Genomic DNA, 13,848 nt, shown 5'->3' on the forward strand with positions numbered 1-13,848 from the left:
GAAGGTGGCCCGAAGGGCCGGATGAGGGGTCGCTCAGGTCTTAAGGTTTGTGAGGGCGTGGTGCTGAGCTGACGATCAGCGTCGCGCGACCCCTCACCCTAACCCTCTCCCGCAGGGGGAGAGGGGATATGGCGCTTCGCTTCGCCCGAGAATGACGCTCAGCTTGGTCAGCCTGCCCTGTTGCCCGAGACCACCGCGAGCGCTTCGATGAAGCGGTCGAGATCGGCCTCCGTCAGATAGGGCGCCGGCGAGATGCGGATGGTGTTGCCCTTGGCGACGCCGCCGCGACGCACCGTCATCACCTTGTGCTGGTCGCGCAGCGCCGCGACGACGGCGTTGCAGTCGGCGGCGGAGCGCTGGCCCGTCAGCGCGAAGGAGGTGATGCCGGCGACCATCTCGGGATCGTCCGGAGTCTGGATTTCGACGCCCTTGAGTTCGCGCGCCCGGGCGACCCAGTAATTGCGCAGGTGACGGTAGCGCGCCTCCTTGGCCTGCGGGCCGATTTCCTGGTGCAGGGCCAATGCGGCAGGGATAGTGAGTTGGGCGGCGAAGTTTGGTGTGCCGGTATGGATGCGCGAGCGGACATCGTCCGCCTTGAAGTCTTCGTCGCCGTAATGGGTGTCGATGTCGGCCAGCCGCTCGCGGGCGATGTACATCAGGCCGACGCCGAGCGGCGCGCCGATCCATTTGTGCAGGTTGAAGCCGATGAAATCGACACCGAGATCCCTAGCCTTGAAGTCGACCTGGCCCCAGCTATGGGCGGCATCGAGGATGACGTCGATGCCGCGCGCCTTGGCCATGGCGGCGAGCTCCCTGACCGGCATCATCAGCCCGGTGCGGTGGCTGACATGGGTCAGCAGCAGCAGCTTGGTCTTCGGATTGGCCTTGAGCGCGGCCTCATAAGCCGCGAGCACATTGGCCTTTGTCGCGGGCTCCGGGATGTCGAGCTTCGCGACCTCGACGCCACGCCGGCCCTTGAGCCAGTTCATCGCGTACTGCATCGAATCATAGTCGAGATCGGCATAGAGCACGCCGTCGCCGGGTTTCAGCTTGTTGTAGCCGGCGATCAGGGTCTGCAGCGCCTCGGTCGCGCCGCGGGTCAGCGCGATCTCCTCGCGCGCCACGCCGAGGAATCCAGCTACCGGCGTGCGGACCTCGTCGAGGTCCTGGCCGATCTTGGTGCGGGCGTAGACCGTGTTCTCGAAGTTCACGAAGTCGGTCAGACGCTTGTATTCGGCCTTCACCGGCTCGGCCATGATGCCCCAATAGCCGTTCTCGAGGTTCACCATATCTGGTGTGACGCTGTAGAGGCGCCGCACCGCCTCCCAATAGCCGTTGTCGGTGCCGAGGCTGCTCGCCGGCAGGGTCGGAAGCGAGCGCGCAAGGGCCGGCGCGGCGAGGGCGGCGGTACCGAGGGCTGCGAGCAATGTGCGGCGGCTGAGGGCGGTTTGGTCGGTCATGGCGGATTTTCCTGAAGCGGTAGTCTTCGCTAGCGGCTGCCTGTTTCAGGGCCATGACGCCTGCCAGGTGGATTTATCCCCACGCTGCGAAACGGATGCATACTGGCGCAAAGCGCAACCGGAGTGCCGCCATGTCGATGCAAGGATCGCCAGCCGAGGAAGCCCCAGTCGAAGAGCCGCAGGCTCCGCGGGTGCCGGATCTTGCCGTAACGGTCGCGCGGCTCGCCCGCCTGGCACCGATGGGCAAGGCGGAAATCATGAACAACATCGCCCTGCATTTCGATCGGCTCGCCGCCGAGGCCGATCTGACGACGCCGCTGCGCGTCTGCCATTTTCTGGCCCAGGCGGCGCATGAGAGCGACCGCTTCCGTACGCTGGAGGAGAAGGGCGGGAAGAAGCAGTTCGCTCGCTACGAAGGCCGGGCCGATCTCGGCAATACCGAGCTCGGCGATGGTGAGCGCTATCACGGGCGCGGCATTTTCCAGCTGACTGGCCGGGCCAACTACAAGCGCATCGGCCGGATGCTGAACGTCGATCTCGAAGGGCGGCCGGAGCTGGCACTCGATCCGCGTGTCTCGGTCCAGATCGCCTTCGCCTATTGGCGCGACCGCAAGATCAACGCCGCAGCTGATCGCGATGACGCGGCGCGCGTCACCCAGCTGATCAATGGCGGCGCCAATGGCCTGGCCGACCGCCGGCAATTGCTGACGACGGCGAAGGGGATCTGGTTCTAGGCGTCGTTGCGAGCGGAGCGACGCAATCCAGGAGAGCCAGCGCTCGACGGCTCTGGATTGCTTCGTCGCTGACGCTCCTCGCAATGACGGGAAGCAGCCTCAGCGATGTCCGGCCTTCAGCGCCTGGTCGAGATCGGCGTAAAGATCGTCGACGTCCTCGATGCCGGTCGAAAGACGCAGCAAGTCTGGCGGGCAGGGCGAGCCTGCGCCCTCGATCGAGGCGCGGTGCTCGATGAGGCTCTCGACGCCCCCGAGCGACGTGGCGCGCTTGTAGAGCTCGACATGCGCGGCCGATTTGATCGCCGCCGCCTCGCCGCCGCTGACCTGGACCGAGAGCATGAAGCCGAAACCGCCCTCCATCTGGCGGGCTGCGATGTCGTGGCCGGGATGCTGCGGCAGGCCGGGATAGAGCACGCGCGAAACCAGCGGATGGGCGGCGAGCTTCTGCGCCAGGACCATGGCCGAGGCCGACTGGCGCTCCTGCCGGACATGGAGCGTGCGCATGCCGCGCATCAAGAGATAGGCCTCGAATGGACCGAGGATGCCGCCCTGGCCCTTGCGCACGGTCTTGATGCGCGCCCAGAACTCATCGTCCTGTCGGGCACAGAGCGCGCCGGCGATCACGTCGGAATGGCCGTTCAGCACCTTCGTGGCGGCATGCATGACGATGTCGGCGCCGAGTGTGAGCGGGCGGGTGTGCACCGGTGAGGCGCAGGTCGAGTCGACCGCGAGCCTGGCGCCGGCCGCATGGGCGATCTCGGCGGCGGCGGCGATGTCGGTGATGGTCCAGAGCGGGTTGGACGGCGTTTCAATCCAGACCAGCTTGGTGACGCCGGGCTTCACAGCGGCCTTCAGCTTGGCGAGGTCGTCACTCTCGACGAAGTCGATCTTCAGCCCCCAGCGCGTCGCCTCGGTCAGCAGCCAGGAACGCAGCGCCCAGTACATCACCTTGGAGGCGACGACGTGATCGCCAGGAGAGAGTGCCTGGAACACGGCGGTCGCCGCAGCCATGCCCGAGCTGAACAGCAGGGCGCCAGCCTTGGCTTCCTCCAGCATGGCGAGCACGGCCTGCGCCTCGTGCACCGTCTCATTGTCCGGCCGGCCATAGATGAAGCCGGAGGAATAGGCGTTGTCCTCGTCGCGGATATAGGTCGTGGAAAGATGGATCGGCGGCACCACCGCCTTGGTCAGCGGATCGATCTTGCCCATCGCCTGCGCAGCGAGCGAACGGGGGTGCAGTGGGCGCGCGGTCATGATTGATCCAAAATTTCTACTATGAGAGATGTTTGTTATCCGATGCGATACGAACCGCGCAAGCGCGGCGCAGGTAGGACGGGATTGCGATGCGCGCGATGCTGGCGATCCGGCTACCCGATCGAGTGCTCGATCACGCGCAGCACCGTCTCGCGCAGCTCGGCGATGGTGAAGGGCTTGGTCATCACCTCCGCAACGATCGTCTCGAGGCTCTTGGCCCGCTCGCGCTGCTCGGCATAGCCGGTCATCAGCATGATGGTGAGGTCAGGGAATTGCTGTTTGGCGGCGAGCGCCAGCGCGATACCGTCCATCAATGGCATGCGGATATCGGTAAGCAGCAGGTCGAACCGACCCTGTTCTGCCAGGAGGATATCGAGCGCCTCGGCGCCGTCGCCGGCGGTCAGGCAGTCATGCCCGTCCAAGGCGAGGCCACGCGCGACCAGCGAACGCAGGCTTTCTTCGTCATCGACCACGAGGATGCGCGACATCGGTTCAGATCCCCGGCAGGCCGGCCTGGTCGGCGGTCTCGATCACGCCGACATAGGGCAATTGGCGGTAGGAATGGGCGACGTCCATGCCGTAGCCGACGACGAAATAGTCGGGGCACTCGAAGCCGACATAGTCTGCCTGGATATTGACGGCGCGCTTGGCCGGCTTCTCGAGCAGGACGGCGGTGGAGACCCGGGCGGCGCCACGCGCGGCGAGCAGGTCCTTGGCGAAGGCGAGCGTGCGCCCGGATTCGAGGATGTCGTCGACGAGGAGCACCTGCCTGCCGCGGACGTCGCTCTGGACGTCGCGCAGGATCTCGACCTGGCCGGACGAGATGGTGGCGGCGCGATAGCTGGAGAGGTGCACGAACTCGACCTGCGGAGTCATGCCGATGCGATGCATGGCCCGGATCAGGTCGGCGACGAACATGAAGCTGCCCTTCAGCACCGCGACGACGAGCAGGTCCTCGCCGGAATCGGCCGCGATCTCGGCAGCCATTTCGGCGTTGCGGGCGGCGATCGCGGCTTCGTCGTAGAGAACGCGGATACGTTGGGGCTGGGACATCGACGACCGTTCCTTTCGGCGCAGGCCCGTGCCCGCGCAGCCCCTTGATCGCGGGCTAAACTGTTTCGGCCTCAGTCATAGCGTCCACGCGCCGACAATTGAAGCGGCCGGGGCCCGGGAGTTGGGAAACCGGGTGTGGGAAATCAGTAGAGAGCGGCGAGGCCGTTGGGGCTAGTCGCGCCGAAGCGCAGCTGGACGGAGCGGCCGTTCTCGGGTGGCGAGGCGAGGCGGGCGCGGAAATGCATCAGCTCGGCCGGCTCGAGCGACGAGCGCGGCGGCTCCGTCGTCCAGCTGTAGAGCACCTTGCCGTCCTCGGCCTGTACCGTCACCGTGATCGGCGGCACCTTGGCCGTGCCCCTGGTGATGTTGGTGACATCGCCCGTGACCACCAGGAAACGCCCCAGCGGGTCCTGGATCAGCTCGCTTTCCACGGCGCTGAAGGCGAGACCGCGAACGTTCACCGGCAGGCCGAGCTTCGCGTAAAGGTCGGCCAATTGCGGTATCGCCCGAACGACGCGCTCGCGTTGCCAGACGCCGAGTCCGAGGATGGCGATGCCCACCACCACGAGGACGCTCGCGGCAGTCGATGGCACGCGGGCAAGCGGATTGCGGGCGCCGGCCCAGCTTGACCTCTTCCGTGGAGGGGGCTGCTGTGCTGTGTCGGGCTGCTCGATCCTTTCGGCTGCGACCGCTGAGATGTCGGCGTCGATCTCGGCGGCGCGGCGCAGTTCATCCTCCAGCTCGGCGGCGGTCTGCTCGGGGCTGGGAGGGGTGGGGAGGTCCGGGATCGCGGCATCGAGATCGGACTGCAGGACTTCGCCCGCGGGCCGCGCTTCGACAGTTGGCGGTGCCTCGATCAGCCATGTCGTCTGGCAACTGGCGCAGCGCACCTTGCGGCCGCCAGCACCGATCTTGGCCTCGGCGATCTCGTACCGGCTGGCGCAGTTGGGGCAGACGATCAGCATTGCCTTAAAAGCGCTCGCTCCGCGCTGCATCTGGTGGGCTTCAGTCTGGAGCCTGATCCTCTCGCCAGCTCTTGCAAGCGCAAGCTGGTGCGGTCATGCGGCTCCACGTCCCATAGGGTCGATTTATGGTTAACGTCGCGTAAAGCTCAGCCAAGTCAGGGCTGAGGAAAACCTCCCGGGCGCTTCCCGCCCTGGCTCGGTCTCGGTGTAGGATCGCATTGGCTCAGCATCCATCTGGTCCGATTCGGAAGATCAGCGAGAGGAAGTGCGTTGGTTCGGTTCGAGAATGTCGGCTTGCGGTACGGGATGGGCCCGGAGGTGCTGAAGGATATCAACTTCAGCATTGCGCCGCGCTCGTTCCAGTACCTGACCGGGCCGTCGGGAGCCGGCAAGACCACGCTGATCCGGCTGGTTCTGATGGCGCTCAAGCCGACACGGGGTCTGGTCAACCTGTTCGGCCAGGACGTGTCGCGCCTCGAAGCCGCCACGCTCACCGATTTTCGTCGACGCATGGGTGTCGTCTTCCAGGATTTTCGGCTGCTCGACCATCTCACGGTCTACGAGAACGTCGCCCTGCCACTGCGCGTGATCGGCAAGGAGGAGGCGAGCTATCGCGCCGAGGTCGTCGAGCTGCTGCGCTGGGTCGGGCTCGGCGAGCGCATGCATGCCGTGCCTGCCGTCCTCTCCGGCGGCGAGAAGCAGCGCGCTGCGATCGCGCGCGCCCTGATCAGCCGGCCGCAGTTGCTGCTCGCGGACGAGCCGACCGGCAATGTCGATCCCGGCCTCGGCCGAAGGCTGCTTCGGTTGTTCATGGAATTGCAGTCGCTGGGGACGGCGGTGGTGATCGCGACCCACGACATCGCCCTGATGGAACTCTACGACGCGCCGCGCCTCGTGCTGGCGGATGGGCACCTGCATGTCGATGCCTGAGCACCTTGACATGGATGAGATGGAGGAGGAGCGCCCGCGCGGCGGTTCGCGGCTGCCGGCCAGTCTGCGCCGTGATCAACCTCTGGTGCCGGTCGATTCGGTTGCGGGGCGTGCGCTGGTCGTCGTCATCGCCATCCTGACCTTCCTCGCGGCTCTGAGCGCAGGTGCAGCTTTGCTCGCCGCCCGCGCCTCGGAGCAATGGCGCGGCGCGGTTGCCAACGAGATGACCATCCAGGTCAGGCCCGACCCGCGCCGGAACATCGAGCAGGACATTGCGCGCGCGGTCGAGCTCGCCCGGGCGGTGCCGAGCGTGGCCGAAGTGCGGCCGATGCCACGGGCCGAATCAGACAAGCTGTTGGAGCCTTGGCTGGGGGCCGGGCTCGATCTGGTCGAGTTGCCGGTACCGCGGCTGATCGTGCTGCGGCTGTCCTCGACCGTCGCCAACGATCTCGTCGCCTTCAGTCAGACGTTGCGGCGCGAGGTGCCGAGCGCGACGCTCGATGACCACCGGCTCTGGGTGCGCCGTCTCTCGACCATGGCGAGCACCATCATCCTGGCCGGGGTCGCGGTGGTGCTGCTGGTGCTGGTGGCGGCCGGGCTCGCCGTCGCCTTCGCCACGCGCGGTGCGATGGCGGGCAGCCGCGATTCAGTCGAGGTGCTGCATTTCGTCGGCGCGACTGACGAATTCATCGCCCGCGAGTTCCAGACGCGCTTCGTTGCGCTCGGCTTGCGTGGCGGCGCAGCCGGTGGATTCGCGGCGATCCTCGCGATTGCGCTGCTCGGGCTTTTATCCTCGGCCTGGAGCGCGACACCGGAGGCCGATCAGTTGCAGGCGTTGTTCGGGGCCTTCGAGATCGGCTGGTCTGGCTATGCGGCCGTCATTCTGGTGGCGGCGGTCGTCGCAGCGATCGCAGGACTCGTCTCGCGCCTGACGGTGCGGCATTATCTGCGGGCAATGGGCTGACTCGCTTCGCGGCGGAGTTGTGAGAGCGCCGTCATTGTGCCCGATTGGGCGGTTAGTTTTTCAACCTGATGGTGCTGCTTGGAACCCGGCAAGGTCATCTTTCCCCTGTTGAGGACAGCCTGGCTGCCCTGCGACCGATGACGGCCGACGCTTCGACACGGCGGCGCTGGCTCGGCCGCGTCCTGCTCTGGTCCTGCCTTGTCGGGGCGATGGTTCTGGCTGCGGGATATATCCGCTTCGCCACCCGCCTCTCGGTGACCGAAGCGGTTACCCCGCCCCGTACGGACGCGATCGTCGTCGTCACCGGCGGGGCGCAGCGGATCGGCGACGCCGTCAGCCTGCTCAATGCCGAACGCGGTCGACGCCTGCTGATCAGCGGCGTCAACGAGAAAACTGGCCGCGACGAACTGGCGAAGCTCAATCCGACGGCGCGGGAGGCGCTCGCCTGCTGTGTCGATCTCGATTATCGCGCCCGTAACACGATCGGCAACGCCATCGAGACGCGGCGCTGGGTCCGCCGTCACAATTTCCGCTCGCTGCTGGTGGTGACCTCGAACTACCACATGCCGCGCACGCTGCTCGAGCTCGAGCATGCGATGCCAGGCGTGCGCTTCGTGCCGCATCCGGTGGTCACCGACCAGGTCGACATCGCCGGCTGGTGGCGCGACTGGCACGCGATCCGCCTGCTGGTGCCGGAATACCTCAAATATCTCGTCGCCGGCGTGCGCAGCATGCTCGAGACGGATCCCGAGACCTCACGCCTGTCCGTGATCATCGGCGGGCGCAAGCCCGTGTCGCCCAAGCCCGGCGACCAGATTGGCCCCGAGCACGACAAGCGCTCGCGAGCGGTGTCGCCGGCGCGCGGGGCCTGACTCGGCGCAAGACGGCTCTTGACGGATTCGGACTGCCGGGGTTCTTGCGGACCATGCTGCTGATCCGCTCGCTCCTGTTCAACGTCGCCTTCTATCTGAACCTCGCATTCTGGCTGCTCGCAGCCATGGTGACGATGGTGTTGCCGCCGCGCTTCCTGCTGCGGATCGCGCAGCTCTGGGGGCAGAGCTCGATCTGGCTGATGCGGGTGATCGTCGGTACGCGTTGCGAGATCGTAGGAACTGAGAACATCCCGCCGGGCGGCATCATCATGGCCGCCAAACACCAGTCGACCTGGGAAACCTTCGCGCTGGTGACGGTGTTCCGCAACCCCGTCTACATCCTCAAGCGCGAGCTGACCTGGCTGCCGTTCTTCGGCTGGTGCCTGATCAAATTGAGGATGATCCCGGTCGATCGCGGGGCGCGCAGCCGGGCGCTGCAGGCGGTGACCCGGCGAGCCAAGATCGAGCTCGGCCAGAATGGCCGGCAGCTGATGATCTTTCCGGAGGGTACGCGCCGTCCGGCAGGCGCCGAGCCGGCCTACAAATACGGCGTCACTCATCTCTATACCGAGCTCGGCGTGCCCTGCGTGCCCGTCGCGCTCAATGCCGGGCTGTTCTGGCCGCGACGGAGCCTGATCAAGCGACCGGGCACGATCCGCGTCGAGATCCTGCCGGCGATTCCGCCAGGCATGGGCAAGGTCGCATTCCACGCCCTGCTGCAGGAGCAGATCGAGACGGCCAGCAACCGCCTCCTGAAGGAGGGGCTGAACGAACTCGAGCAACTCGGCGTGCCCGCTCCTGTCAGTATACGGCAGGAGCCGCAGGCCAGCGCCTGATCGGCCTTGACAATGGATCGCGCTGTTCCGATTTTGTTCTAGAACAAAGGAGGAACGATATGGCTGCTCTCGCCCGAGCCCGGTTCCCATTCGATCGCAACCGGTCGATCGACAAGATGCCGCGCCAGCTCAATTTGCTGGAGGCCCTGCAACCCGCCAAGGCAGAGCGCGCTGCTCCGCTGTTCGGCGATGATGCCGCGTTGCCGGGGCAGGTGCGGGAGATGCCGCTGCGCGCGACCGCCCATCTCGCCGAGCGCCGTTTCACCGCCTGGCGCGGCCGCTCGGGCCGGCGCTATGTCGCTTCGGTCTTCGCTGTCCAGGACGGGCACGCGCTCGGCTTCAGCGACGTGGTGCTGCTGGCGGTCTCGCCCGATCGCAAGATCGTCGCGGCGCGCGACAGCGGGCCCTTCGGCATCGATGCGGCGCTGACACGCTGGCGCGATGCCGTCGCCATGGCCGGCGCCAGCGAGATCCATGTCCATCTCCTGGCCGAGGACGGCGCCAGCCGCCGCGCCGCGCTCTGCGACCTGATGCCAGAGGCCTGAGCGCAGGGGAGCCGCGCCGTCATTCCGGGACTTCGCGGAGCGAAGGGCCCGGAATCCAGAACCGATACCGGTTGCCGTTGAGACGCGGCAATCAGGCAGCGTCTTTCGGGGATGGCATCGGTTCTGGATTCCGGGCTCAGCCTATCGGCCTGCCTCGGAAAGACGGGTTGGTTCCGGCGTGTAAACGTTCAGATCGGCGCCGGTCCGCTCGTCTTGTCGAGCTCGACCACGAGGTGGGCGAGCAGCGGGTCGTGGATGCCCATCTCGTGCAGATGCTCGTGGGTGCGCCGGACATAGTCCGGATTCTCGCCCGAGACACCCTTGCCCTGGCGCACCAATGCGAGCACCGCCGCCTCCGGCAGGCGCCCGGCATATTGCTCATGTGCGCGATCGGCGATGTAGGTGATGGCGTTGAGGCGCCGGCCGTCGTCGAGCCGTAAAGCGAGCCTGCGCTCAAGATAGACCGCCGTCGCCTGCTCCCGGGCGCGCAGATAGTCGATCGTCTCTTCCGCTTGTTCGGCGGGAATGCGGAAGGCGACCCCGCGGCAGATCCCGCCCCGATCGAGACCGAGCACCAGCCCCGGCACGTCCGGCGTGCCGCGATGGACATGCGAATAGATGCAGAGCGCGCGATGATAGCCATGCAGGCGCGCGCCGGCGCGCTCGGCGAAGGGGAAGCCCGGGCGCCAGATCAGCGAGCCGTAGCCGAATACCCAGAGATCTTCCGGCGGAAGCAGCGCCGTCATTCGTCCCTCACAATTTAGCCTGCTTGCCTCGCCAGAGAGGGCTTTCGCGATCCGCTGGCGACCTCCGCCCGCGCTGGCGCGTTGCGGCCCCGGTCGCTATCAATCTGCCGAGATTTTCGCAATGGAGCCTGCGCGCATGTCCGATATCACGCCCGTGCGCCGGCATGGCCGCTTCTGGCTTTACGCGCCCTTCGTGCTGCTGGCGCTGCTCGCCGCCGGCTGGTCGGGCATCTGGGGCTTCGCGCGCAGCAAGGTCGACCAGGAACTCGATGCCGGCATCGCCCGCGAGGCCCGCGCCGGACGCAACTGGACCTGCCGGGATCGCAACGTCGGTGGCTATCCCTTCCGCATCGAGGTGCGCTGCGCCAGCTTGACGCTGACCTCCTCGCGCTGGGGCGACGAGGTCAAGATCGATGCCGGCCAGGCGGTCGCAGTCGCGCAGGTCTGGACCCCCGGACACATCATCCTGCAGGTGACCGGGCCGATGCTGGCCAACCTGCCGCAGGGCCGCAAAGCGGCGCTCGACTGGAAGGGGCTTGCGGCCAGCCTGCATCTCAGCGGGCTCGCTTTCGAGCGCTTCTCGCTGGTGCTGGGCGAGCCGGTGCTGACCGTTACCGAACCCGGACAGGAGGCTGCGGAGACCTGGCGGGCAAGTGCTGCCGAAGCGCATCTGCGACCGAACCCGCAACGCTTCGCCAGCGAGGGGACGGTCGATCTCGCCGTCAACGCCAAGGGCGGCGTGCTGCCGGCGCTGGAAGCGCTGATCGGTAACGGTCAGCTCGCCGATCTCGACCTGCAGGCCAGCCTGTCGCGGGCGCCGGCCTTCAGGCGCGGTTTCAACCCCGATGCGCTCGAAGTCTGGCGCACCTCTGGCGGCGGGCTGGAGGTGACCAAGCTCGTCCTGATCAAGGGCCCGACGCGGCTGGAGGCGACCGGCCTGGTCGGTCTCGACGAGGTGCACCGGCCGGCAGGCAGGGTTTCGGCGGCGGTCGCCGGCGTCGACCGCATCGCCGGCATCAAGGTCGGCGGCCTGACCGCAGGCCTCGGCGCCTTGTTCGGCAGCCGCAGCAGCGATAGCGGCCAAAGCAATGCGGCGGCAGGGCTCTCGCCGCTGCCGCCGCTGGTCCTGCGCGAAGGCAGGGTCTTCCTCGGGCCGCTCAGGCTGCCCTTGCAGCCCCTGCAGCCGCTTTACTGATCAGGCTGCGGGCAGGGCGGCCCGCGGCGCCTCGATCTTCACCAGCGCCTTCTTGACCGCGTCCTGCACCTTCTCGAAGGCGCGGACCTCGATCTGGCGGACACGCTCACGCGAGACGCCGAACTCCTCGGAGAGCTCCTCCAGGGTGATCGGGTCCTCGGCGAGGCGGCGCGCCTCGAAGATGCGGCGTTCGCGGTCGTTCAGCACGCCAAGCGCCTCGCGCAGCGCCAGATGGCGGTTGTCGCTCTCCTCGGAGTCAGCGAGGCGGCGCTCCTGGCTTTCGCTGTCGTCGACCAGCCAGTCCTGCCACTCGCCTTCGCCGTCCTCGCGCAGCGGCGTGTTCAGCGAGGCGTCGCCGCCAAGGCGGCGGTTCATGTCGATCACGTCCTGCTCGTTGACGCCGAGCTTGGTCGCGATGCTCTTGACCTGATCCGGCTTGAGATCGCCCTCGCCGAGCGCCGAAATCTTGCTCTTCGCCTTGCGCAGGTTGAAGAACAGCTTCTTCTGGTTGGCGGTGGTGCCCATCTTCACCAGCGACCAGGAGCGCAGGATGTACTCCTGGATCGAGGCCTTGATCCACCACATCGCATAGGTCGCGAGCCTGAAGCCCTTGTCGGGCTCGAAGCGCTTGACCGCCTGCATCAGGCCGACATTGCCTTCCGACACGACTTCGCCCATCGGCAGCCCATAGCCGCGATAGCCCATGGCGATCTTGGCGACGAGGCGCAGATGCGAGGTCACGAGCCTATGGGCCGCGTCGCGGTCGCCATGCTCGCGCCAGCTCTTGGCCAGCATGAATTCCTCGTTCGGTTCCAGCATCGGGAACCGACGGATCTCGTCCAGGTAACGTGAAAGTCCGCCCTCCGCGGACATGACGGGCAACGACGCAATCGCCATGCTCGTACTCCTTTCCCGGCTCCCGCTCTGCGGCGAGCCAACCACCCGATGTTCCATCGGGCAGGATCATCCGGTGCCTTGCTTGGCGACGACCTTCGCCCTGTCGCCCGCGATAAGCACCCTAAGCGGCGCCCCTTTAGCCATCCGCTTTCGCAGCGCAGTATAGACGATGCGAGGGTGGCGGAAAGTGGGCAGCGCAGCAAAAATCCGTCACAGGATAGAGAGCTCGGCTTGCAAACGTGCAAAGTCGGCCGGGGGTTCCGACTCGAAGCGCAATTCCTCGCGGGTGACCGGATGCTCGAAACCGAGCAGGCGTGCGTGCAGCGCCTGACGGCCGAGATCGGCGAGCGCGGCCTGGGCTTTTTCCGGCAAACGGCTCGCCTTGGTCATGAAGCCGGAGCCGTAGAGCTGGTCGCCGAGCAGCGGGTGGCCGATATGGCTCATATGGACGCGGATCTGATGAGTGCGGCCGGTCTCGAGCTGGCACTCGACCAGGCTCGCCAGCGCCTCGACCTCCTCATGGCCACGCAGCAGAGGCGGATAGCGTTCGATCAGCTCGATATGGGTGATCGCCTCGCGGCCGCGGCCTTCGCCGACCACCATCATCTTTTCGCGATTGCGGTTGGAGCGCTCGATCGGGGCATCGATCGTACCGGTCTGCCGGCGGGGCGAGCCCCAGACCAGAGCGAGATAGGCCCGTTCCAGCGGCCCGGTGCGGCCATGGTCGGCGAATTGCTTGGCGAGGCCGCGATGGGCCTTGTCGTTCTTGGCGACGACGAGCAGGCCGCTGGTATCCTTGTCGAGCCGGTGGACGATGCCCGGCCGGCGCACGCCGCCGATGCCGGAGAGGCTCTCGCCGCAATGGGCGATCAGCGCGTTGACCAGCGTGCCGTCTTCATGACCTCCGGCGGGATGGACGACGAGCCCGGCTGGCTTGTCGATCACGATCAGGTGCTCGTCCTCGAAGACGACGGTGAGTGGGATGTCCTGGCCGACCGGCGCGGCGGGCTTGGCCTCGGGCATGACGAGGGAGAGGCGCTGGCCGACGGCGACCTTGCGGCTGCCATCGACGACCACGGCGCCATCGACGCTGACGCCGCCCTCCTTGATCACCTGCTGCAGGCGGGCGCGCGAGACCTCGCCGCCGAGCAGAGTGAGCGCCTTGTCGAGGCGCAGGCCAGCTTGCTCGGGCTCGATGACGAGTTCGGTTGCAAGGAGCTGTGAGGTGGTGGTCTCGGAGGTGGTCATGCGCCGTCTATAGGCGGGCGGACGGAAAACCGCACGCGAAGATACATCGCGACTCGCACGTCATGCTCGGGCCTGACCCGAGCATCTAAGGCCGAAGAAGGCTCCAGTTAGCGCCCTCTTGTCACAAGATTCTCGGCTCTCCGCTGCGC

15 protein-coding genes are annotated in these 13,848 nt (G+C 66.8%); 7 read left to right on the forward strand and 8 right to left on the reverse strand.

The genetic code is table 11. The features are described 5' to 3' along the window. Positions 1 to 167: 167 nt before the first annotated feature. On the reverse strand, positions 168 to 1,460 hold the full coding sequence (locus ACSQ24_RS03910) for an aminotransferase class V-fold PLP-dependent enzyme (protein ID WP_436093417.1): 1,293 nt from the start codon (positions 1,458 to 1,460) through the stop codon (positions 168 to 170). Positions 1,461 to 1,591: 131 nt separating this feature from the next. Here ACSQ24_RS03910 and ACSQ24_RS03915 point away from each other — a divergent pair, with 131 nt between their 5' ends. Then, on the forward strand, positions 1,592 to 2,194 hold the full coding sequence (locus tag ACSQ24_RS03915) for a glycoside hydrolase family 19 protein (protein WP_436093418.1): 603 nt from the start codon (positions 1,592 to 1,594) through the stop codon (positions 2,192 to 2,194). Between the two features lie 99 nt (positions 2,195 to 2,293). On the opposite strand, the gene ACSQ24_RS03920 is transcribed toward ACSQ24_RS03915, so the two are convergent. From ACSQ24_RS03920 to ACSQ24_RS03935, 4 genes are all read right to left on the reverse strand, one after another. Continuing rightward, positions 2,294 to 3,448: a trans-sulfuration enzyme family protein gene (locus ACSQ24_RS03920; RefSeq protein ID WP_436093419.1), complete on the reverse strand. Its 1,155-nt coding sequence runs from the start codon at positions 3,446 to 3,448 to the stop codon at positions 2,294 to 2,296. A gap of 113 nt (positions 3,449 to 3,561) precedes the next feature. Further along, positions 3,562 to 3,936 carry a response regulator gene (locus ACSQ24_RS03925; protein WP_436093420.1) on the reverse strand — a complete coding sequence of 125 codons (375 nt, stop codon included), beginning with the start codon at positions 3,934 to 3,936 and terminating at the stop codon, positions 3,562 to 3,564. Between the two features lie 4 nt (positions 3,937 to 3,940). Beyond that, complete coding sequence (gene hpt / locus ACSQ24_RS03930; protein WP_436093421.1) at positions 3,941 to 4,501, reverse strand: hypoxanthine phosphoribosyltransferase; 561 nt, start codon at positions 4,499 to 4,501, stop codon at positions 3,941 to 3,943. Positions 4,502 to 4,644: 143 nt separating this feature from the next. Next, positions 4,645 to 5,466 (reverse strand): zinc-ribbon domain-containing protein, encoded by an 822-nt coding sequence (locus ACSQ24_RS03935; RefSeq protein WP_436093422.1) that lies wholly within the window; start codon positions 5,464 to 5,466, stop codon positions 4,645 to 4,647. A 270-nt stretch (positions 5,467 to 5,736) separates the two neighbouring features. Here ACSQ24_RS03935 and ftsE point away from each other — a divergent pair, with 270 nt between their 5' ends. The 5 genes from ftsE to ACSQ24_RS03960 all read left to right on the forward strand — a co-directional run bounded on the left by ftsE (position 5,737) and on the right by ACSQ24_RS03960 (position 9,613). Then, positions 5,737 to 6,396 (forward strand): cell division ATP-binding protein FtsE, encoded by a 660-nt coding sequence (gene ftsE, locus ACSQ24_RS03940; protein WP_110491469.1) that lies wholly within the window; start codon positions 5,737 to 5,739, stop codon positions 6,394 to 6,396. A 10-nt stretch (positions 6,397 to 6,406) separates the two neighbouring features. Beyond that, positions 6,407 to 7,360, forward strand: a complete 954-nt coding sequence (locus tag ACSQ24_RS03945; protein WP_436093423.1) for a cell division protein FtsX — start codon at positions 6,407 to 6,409, stop codon at positions 7,358 to 7,360. 137 nt (positions 7,361 to 7,497) lie between these two features. Then, positions 7,498 to 8,232, forward strand: coding sequence for a YdcF family protein (locus ACSQ24_RS03950; protein WP_436093424.1), 735 nt, complete (start codon positions 7,498 to 7,500; stop codon positions 8,230 to 8,232). A gap of 53 nt (positions 8,233 to 8,285) precedes the next feature. After that, positions 8,286 to 9,068 (forward strand): lysophospholipid acyltransferase family protein, encoded by a 783-nt coding sequence (locus tag ACSQ24_RS03955; protein WP_436093425.1) that lies wholly within the window; start codon positions 8,286 to 8,288, stop codon positions 9,066 to 9,068. Positions 9,069 to 9,127: 59 nt separating this feature from the next. Next, positions 9,128 to 9,613, forward strand: coding sequence for a hypothetical protein (locus ACSQ24_RS03960; RefSeq protein ID WP_436093426.1), 486 nt, complete (start codon positions 9,128 to 9,130; stop codon positions 9,611 to 9,613). Positions 9,614 to 9,801: 188 nt separating this feature from the next. On the opposite strand, the gene ACSQ24_RS03965 is transcribed toward ACSQ24_RS03960, so the two are convergent. Next, positions 9,802 to 10,359 carry a gamma-glutamylcyclotransferase gene (locus tag ACSQ24_RS03965; protein ID WP_436093427.1) on the reverse strand — a complete coding sequence of 186 codons (558 nt, stop codon included), beginning with the start codon at positions 10,357 to 10,359 and terminating at the stop codon, positions 9,802 to 9,804. Between the two features lie 136 nt (positions 10,360 to 10,495). On the opposite strand from ACSQ24_RS03965, the gene ACSQ24_RS03970 reads away from it, so the two are divergent. Further along, positions 10,496 to 11,554: a DUF2125 domain-containing protein gene (locus tag ACSQ24_RS03970; RefSeq protein WP_436093428.1), complete on the forward strand. Its 1,059-nt coding sequence runs from the start codon at positions 10,496 to 10,498 to the stop codon at positions 11,552 to 11,554. Here ACSQ24_RS03970 and rpoH read toward each other — a convergent pair whose 3' ends face one another. Both rpoH and ACSQ24_RS03980 read right to left on the reverse strand, forming a co-directional pair. Beyond that, complete coding sequence (gene rpoH, locus ACSQ24_RS03975) at positions 11,555 to 12,451, reverse strand: RNA polymerase sigma factor RpoH (RefSeq protein ID WP_110491463.1); 897 nt, start codon at positions 12,449 to 12,451, stop codon at positions 11,555 to 11,557. Positions 12,452 to 12,661: 210 nt separating this feature from the next. After that, positions 12,662 to 13,699 (reverse strand): RluA family pseudouridine synthase, encoded by a 1,038-nt coding sequence (locus ACSQ24_RS03980; protein WP_436093429.1) that lies wholly within the window; start codon positions 13,697 to 13,699, stop codon positions 12,662 to 12,664. Positions 13,700 to 13,848 lie beyond the last annotated feature (149 nt).

The organism is Allobosea sp. LjRoot237, from assembly GCF_964253285.1.
GTDB lineage: Bacteria > Pseudomonadota > Alphaproteobacteria > Rhizobiales > Beijerinckiaceae > Allobosea.